The 21,158-nt window shown below is 73.9% G+C and carries 22 protein-coding genes; 5 read left to right on the forward strand and 17 right to left on the reverse strand.

Features of this window, described 5'->3' with window-relative positions:
• Window positions 1-4: 4 nt before the first annotated feature.
• Genes AB0J71_RS41565 through AB0J71_RS41590 form a run of 6 tightly spaced genes read right to left on the reverse strand, consistent with a single transcriptional unit; the run spans window position 5 to window position 4,715 of the window.
• A complete protein-coding gene (locus tag AB0J71_RS41565; protein ID WP_364419623.1) occupies window positions 5-1,009 on the reverse strand; it encodes a zinc-dependent dehydrogenase in 1,005 nt (334 codons plus the stop codon).
• Window positions 1,006-1,431 carry a PTS sugar transporter subunit IIA gene (locus AB0J71_RS41570; RefSeq protein WP_352329385.1) on the reverse strand — a complete coding sequence of 142 codons (426 nt, stop codon included), beginning with the start codon at window positions 1,429-1,431 and terminating at the stop codon, window positions 1,006-1,008. Before AB0J71_RS41570 ends, AB0J71_RS41565 begins: the two co-directional genes overlap by 4 nt.
• Window positions 1,424-1,732, reverse strand: a complete 309-nt coding sequence (locus AB0J71_RS41575; RefSeq protein ID WP_352329383.1) for a PTS lactose transporter subunit IIB — start codon at window positions 1,730-1,732, stop codon at window positions 1,424-1,426. The genes AB0J71_RS41570 and AB0J71_RS41575 overlap by 8 nt, the downstream gene beginning before the upstream one ends.
• Window positions 1,733-1,735: 3 nt before the next feature.
• The gene (locus tag AB0J71_RS41580; RefSeq protein WP_364419625.1) at window positions 1,736-2,941 is read right to left on the reverse strand and encodes a PTS mannitol transporter subunit IICB; all 1,206 of its coding nucleotides are present in this window, start codon (window positions 2,939-2,941) and stop codon (window positions 1,736-1,738) included.
• A 32-nt stretch (window positions 2,942-2,973) separates the two neighbouring features.
• Entirely contained in the window at window positions 2,974-3,957 is a 984-nt protein-coding gene (gene pfkB, locus AB0J71_RS41585) for a 1-phosphofructokinase (protein ID WP_352329379.1), read from the reverse strand.
• Entirely contained in the window at window positions 3,954-4,715 is a 762-nt protein-coding gene (locus AB0J71_RS41590; protein ID WP_352329377.1) for a DeoR/GlpR family DNA-binding transcription regulator, read from the reverse strand. Before AB0J71_RS41590 ends, pfkB begins: the two co-directional genes overlap by 4 nt.
• Before the next feature lie 108 nt (window positions 4,716-4,823).
• Between AB0J71_RS41590 and AB0J71_RS41595 the strand changes: the two genes are divergently transcribed.
• Window positions 4,824-5,678 (forward strand): hypothetical protein, encoded by an 855-nt coding sequence (locus AB0J71_RS41595; protein WP_352325247.1) that lies wholly within the window; start codon window positions 4,824-4,826, stop codon window positions 5,676-5,678.
• A gap of 15 nt (window positions 5,679-5,693) precedes the next feature.
• Here the strand turns inward: AB0J71_RS41595 and AB0J71_RS41600 are convergent, their stop codons facing one another.
• From AB0J71_RS41600 to def, 5 genes are all read right to left on the reverse strand, one after another.
• Window positions 5,694-6,044, reverse strand: a complete 351-nt coding sequence (locus AB0J71_RS41600; protein WP_364419627.1) for an MmcQ/YjbR family DNA-binding protein — start codon at window positions 6,042-6,044, stop codon at window positions 5,694-5,696.
• Between the two features lie 9 nt (window positions 6,045-6,053).
• Window positions 6,054-6,470: a CBS domain-containing protein gene (locus AB0J71_RS41605; RefSeq protein ID WP_352325227.1), complete on the reverse strand. Its 417-nt coding sequence runs from the start codon at window positions 6,468-6,470 to the stop codon at window positions 6,054-6,056.
• A gap of 131 nt (window positions 6,471-6,601) precedes the next feature.
• Entirely contained in the window at window positions 6,602-8,023 is a 1,422-nt protein-coding gene (locus AB0J71_RS41610) for an aminotransferase class V-fold PLP-dependent enzyme (protein WP_364419629.1), read from the reverse strand.
• The gene (locus tag AB0J71_RS41615) at window positions 8,016-8,636 is read right to left on the reverse strand and encodes an XRE family transcriptional regulator (protein WP_352325230.1); all 621 of its coding nucleotides are present in this window, start codon (window positions 8,634-8,636) and stop codon (window positions 8,016-8,018) included. Before AB0J71_RS41615 ends, AB0J71_RS41610 begins: the two co-directional genes overlap by 8 nt.
• Window positions 8,637-8,643: 7 nt before the next feature.
• A complete protein-coding gene (def, locus tag AB0J71_RS41620; RefSeq protein WP_352325231.1) occupies window positions 8,644-9,210 on the reverse strand; it encodes a peptide deformylase in 567 nt (188 codons plus the stop codon).
• Between the two features lie 124 nt (window positions 9,211-9,334).
• Between def and AB0J71_RS41625 the strand changes: the two genes are divergently transcribed.
• Window positions 9,335-10,129 (forward strand): methyltransferase domain-containing protein, encoded by a 795-nt coding sequence (locus tag AB0J71_RS41625; RefSeq protein WP_364419632.1) that lies wholly within the window; start codon window positions 9,335-9,337, stop codon window positions 10,127-10,129.
• A 22-nt stretch (window positions 10,130-10,151) separates the two neighbouring features.
• Here AB0J71_RS41625 and AB0J71_RS41630 read toward each other — a convergent pair whose 3' ends face one another.
• Entirely contained in the window at window positions 10,152-10,667 is a 516-nt protein-coding gene (locus AB0J71_RS41630; protein WP_352325233.1) for a hypothetical protein, read from the reverse strand.
• A 141-nt stretch (window positions 10,668-10,808) separates the two neighbouring features.
• Entirely contained in the window at window positions 10,809-11,855 is a 1,047-nt protein-coding gene (locus AB0J71_RS41635) for a hypothetical protein (protein ID WP_352325234.1), read from the reverse strand.
• Between the two features lie 241 nt (window positions 11,856-12,096).
• Here AB0J71_RS41635 and AB0J71_RS41640 point away from each other — a divergent pair, with 241 nt between their 5' ends.
• Entirely contained in the window at window positions 12,097-13,032 is a 936-nt protein-coding gene (locus tag AB0J71_RS41640; protein ID WP_364419634.1) for a GNAT family N-acetyltransferase, read from the forward strand.
• A 32-nt stretch (window positions 13,033-13,064) separates the two neighbouring features.
• On the opposite strand, the gene AB0J71_RS41645 is transcribed toward AB0J71_RS41640, so the two are convergent.
• Window positions 13,065-13,820, reverse strand: coding sequence for a nucleotidyltransferase domain-containing protein (locus AB0J71_RS41645; RefSeq protein WP_352325237.1), 756 nt, complete (start codon window positions 13,818-13,820; stop codon window positions 13,065-13,067).
• Complete coding sequence (locus AB0J71_RS41650) at window positions 13,817-14,455, reverse strand: nucleotidyltransferase domain-containing protein (protein WP_352325238.1); 639 nt, start codon at window positions 14,453-14,455, stop codon at window positions 13,817-13,819. Before AB0J71_RS41650 ends, AB0J71_RS41645 begins: the two co-directional genes overlap by 4 nt.
• 57 nt (window positions 14,456-14,512) lie before the next feature.
• On the opposite strand from AB0J71_RS41650, the gene AB0J71_RS41655 reads away from it, so the two are divergent.
• Both AB0J71_RS41655 and AB0J71_RS41660 read left to right on the forward strand, forming a co-directional pair.
• Window positions 14,513-16,378, forward strand: a complete 1,866-nt coding sequence (locus tag AB0J71_RS41655) for a propionyl-CoA synthetase (RefSeq protein ID WP_364419636.1) — start codon at window positions 14,513-14,515, stop codon at window positions 16,376-16,378.
• Window positions 16,379-16,453: 75 nt separating this feature from the next.
• Complete coding sequence (locus tag AB0J71_RS41660) at window positions 16,454-19,279, forward strand: hypothetical protein (RefSeq protein WP_364419638.1); 2,826 nt, start codon at window positions 16,454-16,456, stop codon at window positions 19,277-19,279.
• Window positions 19,280-19,318: 39 nt separating this feature from the next.
• Here the strand turns inward: AB0J71_RS41660 and AB0J71_RS41665 are convergent, their stop codons facing one another.
• Window positions 19,319-20,458 carry a HAMP domain-containing sensor histidine kinase gene (locus AB0J71_RS41665; protein ID WP_352325241.1) on the reverse strand — a complete coding sequence of 380 codons (1,140 nt, stop codon included), beginning with the start codon at window positions 20,456-20,458 and terminating at the stop codon, window positions 19,319-19,321.
• Window positions 20,455-21,111: a response regulator transcription factor gene (locus AB0J71_RS41670; RefSeq protein WP_352325242.1), complete on the reverse strand. Its 657-nt coding sequence runs from the start codon at window positions 21,109-21,111 to the stop codon at window positions 20,455-20,457. Before AB0J71_RS41670 ends, AB0J71_RS41665 begins: the two co-directional genes overlap by 4 nt.
• Window positions 21,112-21,158 lie beyond the last annotated feature (47 nt).

Genomic DNA, 21,158 nt, shown 5'->3' on the forward strand with positions numbered 1-21,158 from the left:
TCCTTCAGGGTTCTATCGTCACCTTGATGGCCTTGCCCGTGCTGACGAGGTCGATCCCGTCGAGCACCCGGGGCAGCGGCAGCCGGTGGGTGATCAGGTCGGACACCACGACGGCGCCCTCGGCCACCAGGCGCAGGGCCTCGGCGTTGTGCGCGGGGCTGGAGCCGTTCGCGCCCACGATGGTCAACTCCCGGTAGTGGACCAGGTTGGCGTCGAGGGCGATGACCGGGTCGTCCTTCGGCAGCCCGCCGAAGAAGCTCACGCGGCCCTGCCGGGCGGCCATCCGGACCGCCTGCTCCTGGGCCGCGCCGGAGGCCGCCGCGATGATCACGACGTCGGCGCCGCGGCCGCCGGTCAGCTTGAGCACCTGCCCGACGGCGTCGGAGTCGATCACCGCGTCCGGACGCACCAGCGCGGCCGCCATGGCCAGCCGGTCGGCGTTGACGTCCACGAGGAAGACCCGGGACGCGCCGCGCGCCCGCGCCAGCCGTACGTGCAGGCAGCCGATCGGTCCCGCGCCCATCACCACGACGTCGTCGCCCGGCCCCACCCCGGCCAGCGACTGGCCGTTGAGCACGCAGGCCAGCGGCTCGGCCACCGACGCCTCGGCGAACCCGACGCCGTCCGGAACGGTGTTGACCCCGTTCACCGCCAGCACCTTGGCCGGGACGACCACGTACTCGGCGAAGCCGCCGTCGTAGTGGTAGCCCATCGACTCCTGACGCGGGCAGACGGTCAGGCGGCCCCGGCGGCACTCCGGGCACGTCCCGCACGGGATGGCGGCGATCACCTGCACCCGCGCCCCGGTGCCCACGACCTCGCCGGCGATCTCGTGGCCCATCACGCGCGGCGGCCTGATGTGGTGGTGGCCGTACCGGAAGATCTTGGCGTCGGTGCCGCAGGTCGAGCAGTTGCGCACCCGGATCTTCAGCTCGCCCGGCCCGGCCTGCGGCTCCGGCGCGTCCTCGATCCTGAGGTCGCCCGGGGCGTGGAACCTGGCTACCTTCACGTCAGCTCCTTCAGCACCTGGCCCGGCTCCGTCGCCTCGCGCAACGTCCTGGCCCGTTCGGGGTCGAGCAGGATCTCGGCCAGCGCCGCCAGCAGCGGCACGTGCCCGTCGCCGGCGGCGGCGATGCCCACGCACAGCGTGACGCGCTCGCCGTCCCAGTCGATCCCGCCGGGGAAGCGCACGACGCAGATCGCGTCGCGCGTGACGTCCCGCTTGGAGGCGGCCGTGCCGTGCGGGACGGCCACCCCCTCGCCGACGTAGGTGGAGATCGTGCGCTCGCGTTCGAGCATCGCCTCGACGTACGGCTCCGCGACCGCCCCCACCTCCACCAGCACCCGCCCGCACCGGCGGACGGCCTCCTCGCGCGAGGCCGCGCTCTCGTGCAGCAGGATCGCCCGCGCGTCGAGCAGGTCCTCACGCATCGACGGCGCCGCCGTTCCTGATGGTGTTCACCAGCGCGGTCACCGCCGGGTCGCCGAGGAAGACCTGGAAGGACACCAGCGCCTTGCCCGGCGCGGCGGCCCTGGCCCGGGCGGCCAGCCCGGAGTGGCACACGACGACGTCGGCGTCGGCGGGGATGGAGCTCACCGGCGTGTGCTCGACGGTGACGCCGCTCTCCTTGAGCTGCTTGCGGAGCTGGGAGGCGAGCATGACGCTGCTGCCCATGCCCGCGTCGCAGGCCACGACGATCTTGTGGATGTCCTTGCTGTCGATGCCGGCCACGGCTCACGCCTCCTTGCTGACGGGTTCGGTCCTGACGGGTCGGGTGCCGGCGGGTTCGGGGCTCGCGGGCTCGGAAGTCGCGGGCTCGGGGCTCGCGGGTTCGGGCGCCGGCGGGTCCGCGACGGCGTCCTGCGGGCCGGGGGCGTCCGGCTCCGGCTCCTTCTCGCCTCGGCCGAAGCCCAGCAGCACGGCGGCGACGGCGAACGACACGGCCGCGGCCACCGCGATCCCGGCGATCGAGCCGAGCCAGCCGCCGCGCGGCGTCACCGCGAGGTAGGCGAAGATGCTGCCGGGGGACGGCGTGGCGACCAGGCCCGCGCCGGTGATCATGAAGGTGAACACGCCGGCCGCCCCGCCCGCGATGACGGCCAGGATGAGCCGCGGCTTCATCAGCACGTACGGGAAGTAGATCTCGTGGATGCCGCCGAAGAAGTGGATGATCATCGCGGCGGGCGTGCTCGGCCGCAGCGGACGCGGCCCGAACAGCAGGTACGCCACCAGCAGCCCGAGCCCGGGGCCGGGGTTCGACTCCAGCATGAACAGGATCGACCTGCCCTGCCGCACCGCCTCGGCCACCCCCAGCGGCCCGAGCACGCCGTGGTTGACCGCGTTGTTCAGGAACAGCACCTTGGCCGGCTCGATCAGCACCGAGGCCACCGGCAGCAGGTTGTTGGTGATCAGCCATTCGACCGCCTGGCCCGCCGCATCGGTGACGACCCGGACGACCGGCCCGATGCCCAGCACCCCGGCCACGGCCATCGCGGCGCCCACGATGCCGGCGGTGAAGTTGTCCACCAGCATCTCGAACCCGGCCCGGGTCCGCTGCTCAGTGAACTTGTCCACATATTTCAGGATCACTGCGGCGAGCGGGCCGACGATCATCGCGCCGAGGAACATCGGGATGTCCGAGCCCACGACCACGCCCATCGCCGCCACCGCGCCGACGACCGCGCCGCGCTGCCCGTGGACCATGCGGCCGCCGGTGTAGGCGATGAGGATCGGCAGCAGGGACTTGATGACCGGGTCGACCAGCGCGGCCAGCTCCTTGTCCGGCAGCCAGCCGGTGGGGATGAACAACGCGGTGATCAGGCCCCAGGCGATGAACGCGCCGATGTTCGGCATGATCATCCCGGCCAGATGGCCGCCTAGACGCTGGATGGTGGCCTTGACTCCGGTGCCGTAGACCGGAGGGGTGTAACTGTCGGCCATGGACGTGCTCCTTCGGGGGGATGAGCAGTGGATCAGCCGTGCGGTGCGGGGGCGACCGGCTCCGGGACGGGCGGCGCGTGCGGGACGGTGAGCGGGCGGGCCGGGTCGGGGGCTCCCGTGCGCACCCCGGCGCGGTCGATGTCGGCGGGGCCGGGCATCCTGCTGCCGGGCAGCCGGACCGCCGCCGCGCCCCAGGCCAGCGCCTCGGCCAGGGCGGGGACGCCGTGCCCGCCCGCGGCCAGGAACCCGGCCAGCATGGCGTCGCCGGCCCCGACGGAGCTGCGCGGCCCGGTGACCGCGGCCTCGCCGTACCAGACGCCGTCGTCCTGGACGAGGACGGCGCCGTCGGCCCCGAGGCTGGCCAGCACCGTGCGGGCGCCCGCGGCGCGCAGCCCGGCCGCCGCCTCGACCACGTCGCCGACCCGGCACAACGGCCGGCCGGTCACCGCGGCCAGCTCGTCGAGGTTCGGCTTGACCAGCGCCGGACCGGCCTCCAGCGCCCGGGCGAGCGCGGGGCCGCTGGTGTCCACGGCGACGCGCAGGCCCGCGGCGGCGAATCGGCGGCACAGCCGGGCGTAGACGTCGGCGGGCGCCCCGGGCGGCAGGCTGCCCGAGGCCACCACCCAGTCGGCCTCCCGCGCCGCGGCCAGCACGGTCTCGGCGATCGTGTCCAGCTCGGCCGCCGACAACGCGGGCCCCGGCTCGTTGATCTTGGTGACGGTGCCGTCGGGCTCGGCGAGCGCGACGTTGGACCGGGTCGTGCCCGCCACGGGGACGGTGACCATGTCCAGGCCCTCGGCGGCCAGCAGGCGGACGAGCTGCGCGCCCTCGTCCCCGGCGAAGGGCAGCACGGCGCGGGCGGCGACGCCGTTGGCCAGCAGCGCCCGCGAGACGTTGACGCCCTTGCCGCCCGGGTCGAGCCGGGCCCGCGCGGCCCGGATCACCGCGCCCCTGGCCAGGGCGGCGATCTCGATCGTGCGGTCGAGGCTCGGGTTGAGCGTCAACGTGAGGATCACGCCCGGATCACCTCCGGCCCGGCCGCTGCGACGTCGGCGGCCAGCGCCGGGTCGATCCCGGCGTCGGTGATCACCACGTCGATCTCGCCCAGCTCGGCGAACGTGGCCAGGTAGGTGTTGCCGAACTTGGTGTGGTCGGCCAGCAGCACGCTGCGCTGCGCGGCCCGGACCATGGCCCGCTTGATCGCCGCCTCGGCCGGGTCGGGCGTGGTCAGGCCCCGGTCGGGCGAGCAGCCGTTGGCGCCCATGAACGCGACGTCGACGTTGAGGTGGGCCAGCGGGCGCAGCGCCCAGTCGTCGACCGTGGCCAGCGTCTTGCCGCGCAGCCGCCCGCCCAGCACGATCACCTGGAGGTTGGCCCGCGAGGCCAGGACGGTGGCCAGCGGCGGCGAGTTGACGATCACGGTGAGCTCGCGGTCGGCGGGCAGCGCCTGGACCAGGCGGCCGGTGGTGGTGCCGGCGTCGATGATGACCGAGCCGTCCTCGGGCAGCTCGGCCAGGGCCGCCTTGGCGATGCGCTCCTTCTCCGCGGTCATCACCTCGTCGCGGGCGGCCAGCGCGGGCTCGAACCCCAGGCGTTCCACGGGGATCGCGCCGCCGTGCACCCGGCGCAGCACGCCCGCCCGCTCCAGCGCGGTCAGGTCGCGGCGGATCGTCTCGGTGGTCACGTCGAGCTCGGCGGCCAGCCGCACCACGTCGACGCGGCCCGCGTCCCGCGCTCTGCGGAGGATCTCCTGCTGCCGCTCCTCGGCGTACATGATGTTGGTTCACCGCCGTTTCTGTTTGGTTTCTCCTGTGTTTATACCCGCTTTCGTTGGACGGTCAAGGGGGGGACGACACAATCTGGTAGTTATAGGCGGGTGCGAATGAAGCCCCTGGCCGCCGCGGCGGCGGTCGTCCCCGTCGTGGCCCTGGCCACGCCCGCCCACGCCGCCGTCGCCCGCCCGATCCAGGTGCCCCCGGGCACCACGGCGGCCTGGGTGGTGTTCGACAGGAAGGCGGGCAGGATCGTCGCCGTCCGGAACGCCCACCGCAAATTCCGCTCGGCGTCGGTCGTCAAGATCCTCATCGCGATCGACTACCTGGAGCGGCGCAAGAGCGTGCCGCCGGCCGACGCCCGGCTGCTGAAGATCATGTTGCGCTCCAGCGACGACGACGCCGCCTCGGCGTTCTGGGACCGCGACGGCAAGGGGCAGATCATCGTCCGGACCGCCCGCCGGCTCGGGCTGTCCGACACCACCCCGCCGCCCGCGTCCAAGCCCGGCTTCTGGGGCTACACCTCGCTCAGCGCGTACGACGTCGTCCGGACCTACCGCTACCTGCTCGACACCGCCGACGCCCGGGTGCGCGACATCATCCTCGGCCACCTGCGCGCCGCCACGCCGTGCGGCACCGACGGCTTCGACCAGACCTTCGGCATCCCGCGCGCGGTGCCGAGGCCGTGGGCGGTCAAGCAGGGCTGGTCGGGCTTCGGCACGACGCCGCCCGGCAAGTGCGACCCCAAGGCCCTGGCCGCGCCCGTCTCGTGGATCGCGCAGCGCGCCACCGGCTCGGGCGTGCCCGACTACGGCCGGCCCGTGCTGCACACGACGGGCCTGGCCGGCGCCGGCGACCGCCTGGTCATGGCGGTGCTCACCGCGCACCCGGCGGGCAGCGCGTGGAGCGGCTCGGTCAAACGCGTCACCGACCTGACCGCGGCCCTCCACCGCTCGGTGTCGTAGCCGCGGCGGGACGGCTCAGGAGCCGGTCCGGAGTTGCTGTTCCAGGCGGACCTTCTTCGGGACGCACATGCGCCACGCCTCCAGCACCAGCTCGCGCATCTCCGCCGCGTCGAGGGCGTCCATGCGGGCGACCACCCAGTTGAAGCGCAGGTCGGACTCGCCGGGCATGAGGAACTTGTCCGGCTCGGCCGCCACCAGGGCCTCGCGTTCCTCCTTGGGGAACCCGAAGCCCATCAGCGTCTCGTCCCGCGAGAACGCCACGTAGACGATCTTTCCCACGCGGAACTTGACCCGGTCCCGGATCAGGTGCTCGGACGAGCGCGGAAGGGTGCGCGCGAAGCGCCGGACGTCCTCGACGGTGATCACACAGCCACGTTAGCGGTTGCCCTCCGCGGCCGAGATGTCGGCGAGCGCGGAGTCCGGGTCGCGCTCCACCGCCAGGTCGCCCAGGCTCACGATGCCGACGGGACGGCCGTCCTCGACGACCGGAAGGCGGCGCACGGCGTGCGAGCGCATGATCTGCACGGCCTGGTCGATGCTCGTGTCGGGCCCGACCGCCTCGACCGACGGGCTGCACGCCTCCCTGACCGGCGTCTCCGGCCCCCGCTCGTCGGCCACCACCCGGATCGTGATGTCCCGGTCGGTGACGATGCCCTTCATGCGCCCGTTCTCGTTGACGATCACCGCGCCCGCGTCGTTGTCGCGCATGAGCGCCGCGGCGGCCGACACCGGCTGGTCGCACTCGACCGTCGCCGGGTGCGAAGTCATCACGTCTGCCACGGTCTCTGCCATGGGATCCTCCTGATTGCTCACGTCCCGGCCGCTTACTACCCGGACCGGGGGAGCGCTCACAGGGCTTTGTCGGATCCCGGCGTCCGGCCATGCGTGTCCGGTACGTCCGTGGAGGAGCCCTTTACCGGGCCTCAGAGCGTCTTCGCCGCCAGGCGGATCTCCTCCAGGAGGATCGCCAGGTCGTCCTCGGTGGTGTCGGGATGCAGGAAGCAGGCCCGCAGCGCGTCCCGGCCGCCGAGGCGGGTGCCGGTGAGGAAGGCGTTGCCGCGCGCCTGGACCGCGCCCGGCAGGGCCCGGTTGAGCGCGTCGAGCCCGCCGGGTTCGCCGGGTTCGCCCGTCGCGGGCGTGTGGCGGAAGGCCGTGATGGAGGTGGCGACCGGCGCGAGCAGCTCGAAGTCCGGGGCCTGCTCGACCATGGCGGCCAGCGTGCGCGCCAGCCCGCCGGTGTGCTCCACCAGGCGCGTGACGCCCTCCCTGCCCAGGTACGACAGCGTCGCCCAGGTCTTCAGCGCCCGGAACGGGCGGGTCTGCTCGGGCCCGTACTCGGCGAACCAGCCCAGGTCGTCGGCGTTGTCGTCGATCAGGTACGACGGCACCAGGCTGAAGGCGGCCCGCGCGGCGGCCGGGTCGCGCAGCAGCGCGCAGCCGCAGCCGACCGGGACGCCGAGCCACTTGTGCGGGTCGAGGGCCAGCGAGTCGGCCCGGTCCAGCCCCGCGTAGGCGGGCGCCGAACGCGCGTCGAGCACGCCGAGCGCGCCGTAGGCGCCGTCCACGTGGAACCAGAGCCCGTGCTCGGCGGCCACGTCGGCGATGGCGTCGAGCGGATCGACCGCACCGGAGTTGACGGTGCCCGCGCTGCCCGCCACGCAGAACGGCCGCAGGCCCGCCGCCAGGTCGTCGGCGATCATCGTGCGCAGCGCGCCGACGTCCATGCGGAAGGTGGCGTCCACCGGCACCTTGCGGACGTTCCGGGCGCCGAGGCCGAGCAGCTGGGCCGCCTTGTGCAGGCAGCTGTGGCCCTCCTCGGTGACGTACAGGACCATGGGCGGGCGGCCGTGCAGGCCCTCCTCGCGGGCGTCCCAGCCGTCGGCGAGCGCGGCCTGCTGCCGGGCCGTGGCCAGGCAGACGATCGTGGCCATCGACGCGCCGCTGGTCAGCAGGCCCCCGCCGGGCGGGTGCGGGAAGCCGACCAGCTCGGCCAGCCAGCGCACCACCGTGCGCTCCAGCAGCGGGCCCGCGTGGTCGCCGCCCGCGCAGCTCGGGTTGAGCGCGGCGGCCAGCGGCTCGACCACCACCCCCGCGGGGGAGGGCGGCGAGTTCACCCAGCCGAAGAAGCGCGGGTGCCCGTTGCCCATCGGGTACGGCAGCACATGGGCGCTCACGTCGTCGAGCAGCGCGTCGAGCGGACGCCCGGCGTCGGGCAGCGGCAGCTCGCCCAGCCAGGCGCGCTCGGCGACGGGCACCGGCCGCCACACCGGCCCGGCCGGGACGCCCTCCAGATGGGCGGCCGCGATCTCGGCAGCCCTGACGCCGGCGCGGCGCAGCTCATCCATGCGGGGAATCCCTCCAGGTCTCGTGGTGGCCGCCGCCACCCAGCTCCATGGCCAGGTAGAAGACGCAGTCGGCGGTCCCGTCGTTGGCGAAGGCGTGGCGGTGGTCGCCGGGGTAGGCGGCCGAGTCGCCGGCCGCCAGCTCGTACGGCCGGTCGTCGATCGTCAGGCGCAGCGTGCCGCGTTCGACGGCGAGGTACTCGCGCGAGCCCTTGGCGTGCGGGGCGAACTCGCCCGCGTCCACGCCGGGGCCGATCGTGGTCCGCATGAACTCGAACTCCACCTCGGCCAGCACCGGCGACAACACCCGCCGTTCCCAGCCCGACGGGTCGCGCAGCACCCGCTGCCGGTCGTGCCGCAGCACGCGCACGTCCTCGCGGGCCGGTTCGTCGAGGAGCCGGGAGATCGACGTGCCGAGGGCCGTGGCCAGGCGGTCGAGCACCAGCACGGTCGGCGACTTGGCGCCGCGCTCGACGTCGGAGACCATGCTCCGGCTGATGCCGCTCAGCTCGGCCAGGCGCTCGACGGACAACCCGCGCCCGCGCCGCTCGGCGCGGATGCGCCCGCCCAGCTCGGCCAGGGACAGCCCGCTGGACAGCACGCCTTCACCTTGCATTCCTCCACTATAGCGGAGAAACGTCCTCTTTAGCGGCCTTGGTCTGCTCGTAGGCTGCCAGCACCTGCTTGCGGCGTTTGGCCGGCAGGCGGTCGATGTACAGGTAGCCGTCGAGATGGTCGGTCTCGTGCTGGAGGCAGCGGGCCAGCAGGCCGGTGCCCTCGACGGTGACCGGCCGCCCCTCGGCGTCGAAGCCGTGGACGGTGGCGTGGTCGGGCCGGGGGAGCGGGGCGAACTGGCCGGGGACCGACAGACAGCCCTCGTCGTCGGGATCGAGGCGGCGCTCGCCGAGGCCGGGCAGCTCCAGGGACGGGTTGACCACGACGCCCTTGTGGCCGACCCCCTCGGCGTCGGGGCAGTCGTAGACGAACACGCGCAGCGGCACGCCGATCTGGTTGGCGGCCAGGCCCACGCCCTCGGCCGCGTACATGCTCGCGAACATGTCGTCGACCAGCGCCGCCAGCTCGCCGTCGAACCGGGTGACCGGCTCGCACGGATTGTGCAGCACCGGATCGCCCACGTGCACGATCGGCCGGACCTCTCCCACGACCACGCCTTCCTTTTGCCGGGACATTGCCGCGACCAGTCTATGAGCGACGCCGGACGCGCGATGCCGTCTCAGATAGAAAGACACTTTCTCTCGATAGATGAGACTCGCGCTAGGGTCGGAGCACACATCGTCGTGAAGGAGTCTTTCGATGGACGCCGTCTACACCCACGGGCACCACGAGTCCGTCCTGCGCTCGCACCGGTGGCGCACCGCGGAGAACTCGGCCGCGTACCTGCTGCCGCACCTCCAGCCCGCGATGAAGGTCCTCGACGTGGGCAGCGGGCCCGGCACGATCACCGCGGACCTGGCCGCACTGGTGGCCCACGTGACGGCGTCGGAGGTCACCGAGGACGCCCTGGCGCTGGCCAGGGCCGAGATCGGCGCGCGCGGGCTGGGCAACGTGGACTTCGCCGTCGCCGACGCGCACGCCCTCGACTTCCCCGACGACACCTTCTGCCTGGTCCACGCCCACCAGGTGCTCCAGCACGTGGGAGACCCGGTGCGGGCGCTGCGCGAGATGCGCCGGGTGACCAAGCCCGGCGGGTACGTCGCGGCCAGGGACAGCGACTACTCGGCCTTCGCCTGGTACCCGCGCCTGCCCGCGCTGGACGACTGGATGGCCCTCTACCAGCGCCTCGCCCGCGCGAACGGCGGCGAGCCGGACGCCGGGCGGCGCCTGCTGTCCTGGGCCCGCGCCGCCGGCTTCCAGGAGATCACCGCCACCTCCTCCACCTGGTGCTTCGCCACCCCCGACGACCGCGCGTGGTGGGGCGGCATGTGGGCCGACCGCGTCCGGCGGTCGGCCCTGGCCGAGCAGGCGCTCGCCACGGGCGCGGCCACCGGGTCCGACCTGGAGCGCATGGCCGAAGGCTGGCTGGAATGGGCCGCCGCCGACGACGCCTGGCTCTCGGTCCTGCACGGCGAGATCCTCTGCCGCCCCTGACCCGCCGAGCGCGTGGCGTGGTTCAGAGGCCGAGGGTGCGGGTGCGCTGCCACTGGGGGTCGCGGTAGAGCACCTGGTCGGTGCCCAGCAGCTCGTCGGGGGCCGACAACATGGCGATCTCGCCCGCCGCCTGGAGCTGGAGCAGCAGGTCGCGCACCCGAGGCCCCACCGGCAGCCGCCCGGCCGGCAGCCCGAACCCGGCCCGCACCGTGTCGGCGATCTCCGACAGTCGGAACGGCCCGTCGAGCCCCGCCACGATGCCGCGCACCACGGTCATCGTGATCAGCTCCTCGGCCTCGGTGTGGGCGAGCTGCCAGGTGAGCTGCTCCTTGCGGCCCCCGGTCGCCGCGCAGACCGTGCACCCGCGCGTCAGGTCGGGGGCCAGCTGCTCCACCGCCGAGCCGAGACAGGCCGAGCACCGGCCGTTCTCGGCGGCGTGCAGCTCGGCCGCCATCCGCCCGGCCAGCACCGCGCCGCAGTCGCAGCCGAAGCCGTCGCCCAGGATGCCGCTCTGCGGGGAGATCGTATGCTTCGTCATCAAGCCGACTCTACCGGCCCGGGCCGCCGCCCCCGCGGGCCCGCAGCCGTCTCCCCGCAGTCCTGTCCCTCCGGCCGCGTCCCCCAGCCGCGTCCCCCAGCCCTGTTCCCCTCGCAGCCGCGTCCCCCCGGCCGTGGCCCGTCAGGTGCGGATGTCGGCGAGGCCGCGCAGGCGGCGCAGGGCCTTGCGGGCCGCGGCCGTGACGCGCTCGTCCGGGTGGTGGTCGATGACGACCCGCAGCACCCGTCCCGTCCACGGGTGGTCGCCGAAGGCGAGGATCGCGATCGTGCCCGCCTGCTCCTCCGCGTCCATCCCCATGGCGATCGAGTCGATCACCTCGCCCGCCTCGCCGCCGCCGAACTCCAGCAGCGCCGCCGCCATGTCCACCAGCACCCAGGCGATCTCGTCGGGGGTGGGCCGCCGGTCCTCCCGGCCCGTCCTGGCCGCGACCACCGCGCCCAGCCGGGGCTCCTCCAGCAGCCCGCGCAGCGCCCGGCGGCCCTCCTCGCCGAGGCTCGACTCCAGCAGCTCGACGCCGACCGCCCGGCTCAGCGGGCTCACCCCCGCCAGCGCCCCGGCGATCTCGGCGGCGGCCCGCTCGCGGTCGCGGCCGGCCAGCCAGCCCGTCAGCTCCTCGCTCCGCTCGGCCTCGGGGTAGGAGCGCAGGCCGTGCAGCAGCGTGGCGGCGTCGGCGCCGGCCAGCGTCCCCATGACGGGGATCTCCTGCCCGGCGGTCTCGGCGATGATCAGCCGCGCCACCCACAGCCCGAGCCAGCTCAGCGTGTACGGCTCCGCCTGCCGCACCAGCCCCAGGTCGGTCAGCGCCTGAGGCACCCGCCCGGCGACCGGCTCCCTGGACAGGAACATGCGGATGAGCTCCAGCAGCAGCCGCTCGTCGGCGGCCAGCCGCGCCCGGCACACCCGCGCCCACGCCTCCAGCACCCGCGCGTCGCCGGCCCGCTCGTCGCCCTGCTCCTCTCCCTGCTCGTCGCCTTGCCCGGCCTGCGGGGCGTCGCCTTGCCCGGCCTGCAGGGCGTCGGGGTCGGCCTGCGGGGCGTCGGGCGGGTCGAGCAGGGCCTTCAGCTCGCCGGCGAGCGGCGCGGCGCGGACCGCGGAGGCCAGGGTGGCGGCGTCGGGCAGCCGGATCGGCGGTTGCAGCGGCAGCGCGTCGTCGTCGTAGGACCTCACGGAGCCCATCCTGTCCTCATCGTCGGCCGGGTCGGAATCGTCCCGCCGGATCGCGAAACGCCGGAAACTGGACGCGGTCCAGCGTACTCACGTCGCCCTCCGGCCACGAGGGGAAGATCACGTCCGGGAAAACGGCGGGCGGGCGGCGGCGGGGTGGACTAAAGTGCTGCGAAATGTCGGGAGAAGGGAGGCACTGAGATGTTTGGCAGTGTAAGTGTGGTTTTCATTTCTCGGAGGAACTGTGCTTTTCCGTCCCGCGGCCGAGGCTGACCTCGACCGCCTGCTCGGCTGCGTCGTCGACGAATCCATCAGCTGGGCCCATCCCGACCGGCTGCTCTCCTTCCTGGAGAGCCGCAACTACCGCTACGACCGCATCTGGCTCGCCGAGGAGAACGGCGAGATCCTGGCCCGCGCCGTCTGGTGGGGCTTCGCCGGCGAGGAGCGACCGCTCGCCCTCGACTGCGTCTACGTCCACCCCTCGGTCGAGGACCGGGTGGGGCTGGCCGGTGAGCTGCTGCGCCACGCGCACGCCGCGTTCGGCCGCACGCCGGAGTACCACGTCTTCGTCTCCAACGGCTGGCGTGAGGACCCGAAGGCGTCGGCGGCCATCGCCTGGCGCTGGGAGGCCGCCGGCCGCGCCGGGCTGACCGAGGAGCTGGAACGCCTGCGCTACGCCTGGACGCCCGGCTCGCCCGTGCCCGAGCCGTCCGACCGGCTGGTCTTCCGCGGCGATGACGACGACGAGGTCTTCGTGGACGCCTTCCGCCAGGTCGCCGAGGGCACCCTCGACTTCCACACCCGCCAGGCCCTGATGACCATGGACCCCGTGGAGCAGGCCCGCGAGGACGTCCGCGACAACCGCTCGATGCGGGGCGAGCGGTCCTGGTGGCGGCTGGCCTACGACAAGAGCGGCGACCTGGTCGGCGTCGCGCTGCCCTCGGCCAACGACGCCGGGCCCGTGGTCGGCTACCTCGGCGTGGTGCCCGCGCACCGGGGCCGCGGCTACGTCGACGAGCTGCTCGGCGAGATCACCCGCTTCCACGCCGAACGCGGCGTGCCGGGGATCATGGCCGACACCGACGCGGGCAACGTCCCGATGGCGAGGGCGTTCGAACGCGCCGGGTACGAGAACGTCTCGGTCCGGCTCGTCCTGTCGGCCGACCCCGGCGCCGCCTGACCACCCGTCCCGTCCCTGACCCGCCGCGCCCGTCAGGGGCGGGACGCCAGGCGCGCGCGCACGGCCAGGTCGTGCAGGGCGTCGCCCGCGGTGGCCCGCTCGGGCAGCGCCGAGCCCTCGCGCGCCGCCTCCAGCGCGGCCGTCATCCGCGCCACGTCGTCGGCCACGCCCGCCACCTGCGGCGCCGCGCCGTGCTCCGCCTCCCGCTTGGCCGCCACCAGCTCCGGCAGGTACGGCGGCCCGTACGGCAGCAGCCGGGTCAGGTCGGCCTCCAGCTCCCCGGTGCGCATGAGGTGGGTGCCCGTCGCCAGCACGCGGAAGGTGTACAGCAGCGGCTTCAGCTCGCCCGTACGCCCGAACAACCGCCACTGCGTACGCGCGAACCCCAGGTAGTGGTGGGCGTGGTGCCGCGTCACGCACCCGGCCGCCAGCGCCACCAGCTCCTCGTGCACCGGCGATGAGGCCACCACCAGCGGCGACAGGAGCTGTTCGAGCACGTAGCCGTTGCGGCCGAGCAGCAGCCGGCAGAACTTGACCAGGTCGTGGGTGACCAGGTCCACCTCGACGCCCTCGCGCGTCCACGTCCGGTCCAGCGTCTGCGGCCCGGTGCGCAGCCCGGCCACCTCCTCGACCGGCAGCACGTGCACGCCACGCAGGTCCACGTCGGAGTCCACGGACGGGAAGCCGTACAGGTGGGCGCCGCTCACGGTGGCGAACGCCACCGGGTACGGCTGCTCACCGGGGATCTCCGGCAGCCACGACGGTAACCAGGACGGCAGCGCGTTCACAGGTGCTCCTTCCGCACGCCCACCAGGAAGTCCTCCACACGTTCACGGTCCGGACGCTCCGGCAGGACGCAGGGCGCGGCGGCCAGCTCCGCCGCCAGCCCGGCCCGCCAGGCGTCCACCTCCGCCCACGGGACCTCGCCGCGCCGGACCGCCAGCAGCCGTTCGCGGTGCGCCCCGACATCGACCAGCGGCTCGCCGTGCCGCATCAGGTGCAGGCCGCTGAGCAGCAGCCGCAGCATGTGCATGGCCTGCTTCCACCTGGGCGCGGCCGGGTCGAGACGCCGGAACTGGTCGACGGCGTACCCGGCGAAGGTCTGCCGCGCCCGCCGCGACACGAACGCCCCGCGCAGCTCCAGCAGCCGCCGCCCGGCCGGGGTGGCCACCTCCACGATCGGCGACCACAGGCACTCCAGCACCGTCGGGTTGGCCTCCAGCGCCAGCACGCAGAAGCGCTCCACCTCCCACGAGAACTGCTCGGGCAGCGGCCCGTCGCGGTGCGTGGGCGGCTTGGCCAGCCGCCAGAAGTCCGCGGTGGGGGCCACGAACACGCCGCGCCGGTCGGTGTCGGACGCCGCGGTCTCCAGCCCGTACGCCCGTGAGCCCGTCACGACGGACAGGATGAGATCGTCATTCATCCGGACACCCTCCCACGGGGCTTGCGTTCGGGGGCCGGCGGCTGGTCTGATCGAAAAGTGGGCGGCTATGACGAGGCTTACCGGCGGAGCATCCAGCGCCCGGAGGAGTTCTGGGCGCAGGCGGCGCGCGACATCGACTGGGACGTCGCGCCCGCCGTCGTCAGCGACGGGAAGCGGTGGTTCCCCGACGGACGGCTCAACACCTGCCACAACGCGCTCGACCGGCACGTCGCGGCCGGCCGCGGCGAGCAGGCGGCGCTGATCCACGACAGCCCGGTCACCGGCGCCGTCCGCACGATCACCTACGGCGAACTGCTCGACGAGGTGGCGCGGACGGCGGGCATGCTGAAGGCGCTCGGCGTGACGGCCGGCGACACCGTCGTGATCTACATGCCGATGGTGCCCGAGGCGGTCGTCGCGATGCTGGCCTGCGCCCGGCTCGGCGCGGTGCACTCGGTGGTGTTCGGCGGCTTCGCGGCCAGGGAACTGGCCCTGCGCATCGAGCACGCCGAGCCCAAGGTCGTGCTCTCGGCCTCCTGCGGCATCGAGCCGGCCCGGGTCGTGGCCTACAAGCCGCTGCTCGACGCCGCCCTCGACCAGGCCGCCCACCGGCCCGCCCACTGCGTGATCCTGCAGCGCCCGCAGGGCCCGGCCGAGCTCACGCCCGGCCGCGACCTCGACTGGCACGAGACCGTGCGCGCCGCCGAGCCCGCCGGGTGCGTCAGCGTGGCCGCCACCGACCCGCTCTACGTGCTCTACACCTCCGGCACCACCGGCCTGCCCAAGGGCGTGGTGCGTGACAACGGCGGCCACGCGGTCGCGCTGCGCTGGAGCATGACCAACGTCTACGGCGCCGCCCCCGGCGAGGTCTTCTGGGCCGCCTCCGACGTCGGCTGGGTCGTCGGCCACTCCTACATCGTCTACGCGCCGCTGCTGACCGGCTGCACCACCGTGCTGTACGAGGGCAAGCCCGTCGGCACGCCCGACCCCGGCGCGTTCTGGCGGGTGACCGCCCAGCACGACGTGCGCACGCTGTTCACCGCGCCCACCGCGATCAGGGCCATCAGGAAGGAAGATCCCACGGGCAGTTTCGCGAAGAAGTGGGACCTGTCCGGGTTGCGGCACCTCTTCCTCGCTGGTGAGCGCCTCGACCCCGACACCTACCACTGGGCCAGCGACCTGCTCGGCGTCCCCGTCATCGACCACTGGTGGCAGACCGAGACCGGCTGGCCGGTCGCGGCGAACTGCGTCGGCATCGAGACCCTGCCGATCAAGCCGGGCTCGCCGACGAAACCCGTCCCCGGCTACGACGTGCGCGTGCTCGACGCCGAGGGTCGCGAGTGCCCGCCCGGCGTGGAGGGCGCGGTCACCGTCCGGCTGCCGCTGCCGCCCGGCTGCCTGCCCACCCTCTACCGGGACGAGGAGCGCTTCCAGGCCTCCTACCTGTCCCGCTACCCCGGCCACTACCTGACCGGCGACGGCGGCCACATCGACGCTGACGGCTACCTCTACGTCATGGGCCGCATCGACGACGTGATCAACGTGGCCGGCCACCGCCTGTCCACGGGCGCGATGGAGGAGGTGATCGCCGCCCATCCCGACGTCGCCGAGTGCGCGGTGATCGGGGTGGCCGACGCGCTGAAGGGCCAGCTCCCGGTCGGGTTCGTGGTGCTCAAGTCCGGCTCCGGCCGCGACCCGGCCGACGTCGAGCGCGAGCTGACCGCCCTGGTGCGCGAGCGCGTCGGGCCGGTCGCCGCCTTCCGCCGGGCCGTGGTGGTCGCCCGGCTGCCCAAGACGCGCTCGGGCAAGATCCTTCGCGCCACGATGCGCGACATCGCCGACGGCCGGCCGTACGCCACGCCGTCCACCATCGAGGACCCCGGCGTGCTGCCGGAGATCGCCGACGCGGTGAAAGGCCCATAGCGGAGCGGGCATCCGGGCAGCGCCGGGGCCCCTCCCGGCGCATGATGGGACCTCCCGGTCCCGGAGAGAAGGCTGATGATCGAGACCCCGAGTTACGCCGACGCCCTGAGGGTGCTCGGCTGCAAGGAGGGCAGGCTCGTCAAGGTGGTCGGCTTCGCCGCGGCCGCCGCCCGCACGGGGTGGGCGCTGGCCGGGGGCGGGCTGCTCACCATGGGCCTGGCCGACCTGCGTTCCGACGTCGTGCGCTACGGCGAGGAGGTCATCCGCAGGATGCCCGAGCTGAAGGGCGGCGTGGACCGTTACACCCGCACCCAGCGCCTGGCCGCCGCGCACGCGGTGATCGTCGTGTCGGCCTGGTTCGAGGCGCTCGGGGAGGCCAAGCTGCCCTTCACCCTGGAGCAGCTCGACCGGGCCGACAAGATCTCCCACGGCGTGCCCACCCCCGAGCGCTTCGCCCGCCTGGTGGCCGGTCTCCTCATGGAACGCCTGCCCACCCCCGAGCCGCACGTGCCCTTCGCCGAGACCCGCCAGGCCGTCGAACGCGCCCACCTGCGCATGTCGGAGGCGATGGCCGGGTTCGTCGGCGGCCTCAGCGTGTGGGACGAGCTGCCCGTCGACGACCAGCTCCTGTTACCCCGCATGCTGGCCGAGGGCCCGCCCGCGCACGCGCTGCGCATCTACGACGAGGACTTCCGCTCGTTGTCCCTGGACAGCCACGAGTTCGGCGTGCGCAGCCTGGTCGCCGACCGCCAGACGCCGGGCACCGGCCTGTCGCGGGTGGCCTGGCTGCTGGCCGAGCTGGCCCCGCCGCGGGTCGGCGACCGTCCCATGATCCACCGGGTCAGGATGGCCGCGAACGCGCTCGACCGTCCCCTGCTGGCCGCCGGGAAGCTGCCCGAGGACGTCTCGCTCCCGCTGCTCGGCGAGGGCTACCTCAGTCCGCGCTGCCGGGTCGCCGAGCTGACCCGCGAGTCCGACCCCTCCTCCGTCAGCTGGTGGCGGGACCAGCGCCTGCTGCCCGACGCCGAGGCGTTCCTCGTCGGCCACCTCACCTCGCTGCGCGCCACCCAGGCGCCGCTGCTGGTGCTCGGCGAGCCCGGCTCGGGCAAGTCCAAGCTGACCGAGGTGCTCGGCGCCAGGCTGGCCAGGTCGGAGTTCCTGCCGATCCGGGTGGAGCTGCCGCGCGTCTCGCCGCGCGCGCCGGTCGCCGAGCAGATCGAGCAGGCCGTCGCCGCCGTGCTGGAGGAGGAGGTCGCCTACGCCGACCTGGTCGCCGCGGGCGAGGGCGCGCTGCCGGTGATCCTGCTCGACGGCTTCGACGAGCTGCTGCAGGGCGGCGTCAACCGCTACGACTATCTCGGGCATCTCCAGGAGTTCCAGCGCCGCGAGGCCGCGCTGGGGCGGCCCGTCGTGGTGATCGTGACCAGCCGGACCGTGGTGGCCGACCGCATCAGGTTCCCCGACGGGCTGCTGGCGCTGCAGCTCCAGCCGTTCGAGGACGACCAGGTGCGCCAGTGGCTCGACATCTGGGACCAGGCCAACCGCGCCCTGCTGGCCCGGCGCGACCTGAAGCCCCTGCCCGCGGCGACCGCGCTGGCCCAGGGCGAGATGGCCCGGCAGCCGCTGCTCCTGCTGCTGCTCGCGCTCTACGACGCCGGCGGCAACGCCCTGCAGCGCGAGCACCGCCCGATCGGCCGCGCCCGCCTGTACGAGGTGCTGCTGCGCGACTTCACCGAGCGCGAGACCGCCACCCCGCAGCGGGTGCTGATCGACAGCGAGCTCGTCCTGCTCGGCACGGTCGCCCTGTCCATGCTCGCCCGCGGCCGGCAGGTCATCACCGAGGAGGACCTCGCCCGCGACCTGCCCGCCCTGTGCGAAGGCGGCCAGGACGAGCCCTACGAGCCCGGCGAGCCGCGGCCGCCCGTCGACTGGGCCCGCCGGGCCACCGAGCGCTTCTTCTTCATCCGCCGGGACGGCCACTCCTTCCTTCACTCCACCTTCGGCGAGTTCCTGACGGCCTGGCTGACCGTGTACGCGCTGCGCGACCTCGACCGGCGCCGCCGCCTGGCCGGGGACGAGCCGCTGGCCCTGGCCCAGAGCGTGGACGACGACCTGCTCTACGCGGTCACGTCGTTCTCCTGCCTGGCCGAGCGCGGCCCGACGGTCGGGTTCATCCTGGAGCTGCTGGACGAGGTGCCGGCGGCCGTCCGCGCCCGGTGCGTGACCCACCTGGCCGGGCTGCTGCGCCGGTCCCTGTACGAGCGCCGCCGCCGCTGCTTCACCGGCTTCGAGCCGGTACGCCATCCCGTCACCCGCCGCCTGGCCGCCTACTCGGCCAACCTGGCGCTGCTCATCGTGGCCGCCTCGCCGGAGCCGGTGGCCGTCTCGCACATCCTGGGCGGCCCCGACCCGCTGGGCCGCTGGGCGTCCTTCAGCCACCTGTGGAAGGGCCAGCTCGGGCACGAGGGCTGGACGGGCCTGGTCAACGCCCTGTCGGCGCATCGCGTCGCCGGGCGGGGCCAGGAGGAGGTGATCCTCGGCGGCGGCGAGGGCACGGCGATGGGCGACGCGATCGCCGCCGCCGCCACCGGTCACGCGCCCCGCCACCGCAGGCTGCTCGACCTGCTGATGCTGGCCGTGGGGGAGGGGCGCGCGCTGCGCTTCCACGACCGGGTGGCCGTCCTGCGGGAGCTGGTGGAGACGGCGGCCGTGCGGTCCCCGGCGGTGCACCGGGCGCTGGGCGCGTTGTGGCGCGAGGACGGCGCCGACCACGCCGAGCTGCGCCCGCTGCTCGGCCTGGTGCTGGCCGACCCGACCGAACGCGTGGCGACCTGGGAGCAACTGGTCAAGGCGGGCGTGCCGGAGGAGGAACTCTGGCAGATCCGCCAGGGCGGCGACTGATCCATCGAAGCGGCTTCATCGACGGCGGCGCGCCGGGTGTCAGGGCGCGGACGGGTCCACCGGCAGCTCCACGGTGATCGTCAGGCCGCCCTCGTCGCGCGGCCTGGCGGTGACCGTGCCCTCGTGGGCCTCGGCGATGACCCGCACGATCGACAGGCCGAGCCCGCTGCCCCGCTCCGAGCGCAGCCGGTCGCCGTGCAGCCGCCGGAACGGCTGGAAGATCGTCTCGATCTCGTACGGCGGCACGTGCAGCCCGGTGTTGGCCACCACCAGCTCGACCTGCTCGGCCCGCCGCCGCGTCGTCACCCACACCTCGCCCTTGGGCTGGTTGTGCCGGATCGCGTTCTCCACCAGGTTCTGCACCAGCCGCTCGACCAGCACCGCCTCGCCCGTCGTCGGCGCCGAGTCCAGCAGCCGGTGGATCGTCACGTCCCGCTCGGCCGCCTCCTCGCCGGCCTGGTCGAGCACGTGCTCGGCGACGTCGGTCAGGTCGAAGGGCCGCCGGTCCAGCACCGCCTGCTCGCCCTCGGCCAGCGCCAGCAGGCCGTCGATGAGGCGTTCGTGCCGGGCGTTGACCAGCAGCAGCGACTCGCCGAGCCGCTTGACGTCGTCGGTGGCGTCGGGGCGGCGCACCGCGACGTCCACCAGGGTGCGGTTGATCGTCAGCGGGGTGCGCAGCTCGTGCGAGGCGTTGGCGACGAACCGGCGCTGCCCGTCGAAGGAGCGGGCCAGCCGGTCGAGCATGGTGTCGTAGATCTCGGTGAGCTCCTTGACCTCGTCGCGCGGGCCCTCGTAGGCGATGCGCTCGGTCAGGTCGTGGCTCTGGGCGACCCGGCGGGCGGTCTCGGTCACCGTCTTGACCGGGCGCAGCACCCAGCCCGCCGCCCGCCAGCCGACCCCGAACGCGCCGGCCGTGGCGGCCAGCACGACGATCCCGCCCACCGTGCGCACGCAGCTCAGCGTCTCGCGCTGGTAGGCCGCGCGCACCCGCATCGCGTTGCGGTAGGCGGCCTCGTAGGAGTCGCCGTAGGAGTACTCCCGGGGGAAGTCGGGCCTGATCAGGTCCGCCCGGTACTCCAGCTGCGACCGGACGACGAAGTACACCCCGGTCACCGTCAGGGCGCCGAGGAAGAGGAACACCCCGGCGCAGGCCAGGGCGAAACGCATGCGCACGGTCATGGGATGCGGTACCCCGATCCGGGGACGGTCTCGATCACCTGCGGTTCGCCGAGCTTCTTGCGCAGCTTCATCATCGTGGTCCGCACGGTGTTGGTGAACGGGTCGATGTGCTCGTCCCAGACCTTCTCCAGCAGGTCCTCGGCCGAGACCACCGCGCCCTGGGCGCGCAGCAGCTCGGCCAGCACGCCGAACTCCTTGCGGGCCAGCGGCACGTACACGCCGTCGCGGAACACCTGCCGGTGCGCCCAGTCCAGCCGCACGCCCGCCCGCTCCAGCATCGGCGGGTCGGCCCGGCGGGCGCGCCGCCCGAGCGCGTGCACCCGCGCCACCAGCTCCTCGAACGCGAACGGCTTGGGCAGGTAGTCGTCGGCCCCCAGCGACAACCCCGACACCCGCGAGCGCACGTCGCCGGAGGCGGTCAGCATGAGCACCCTGACCAGCCGATCCTGCTCCACCACCGTCCGGCACACCTCGTCGCCGTGCACCCCCGGCAGGTCCCTGTCGAGGATCAGCACGTCGTAGTCGTGCACGCCGAGCCGTTCCAGCGCCGCCTCCCCGTCATAGGCGACGTCGACGGCGAGCGCCTCGCCCCGTAACCCCTCGGCGATCGAGTCGGCGAGCATGCGCTCGTCCTCGGCGATCAGAACCCGCACCTGTAGCCCCCAAAAAGATCTTAAATGCCGCAAGTCTGGATCAGACC

Source organism: Nonomuraea sp. NPDC049637 (assembly GCF_040675235.1).
Classification (GTDB): domain Bacteria; phylum Actinomycetota; class Actinomycetes; order Streptosporangiales; family Streptosporangiaceae; genus Nonomuraea.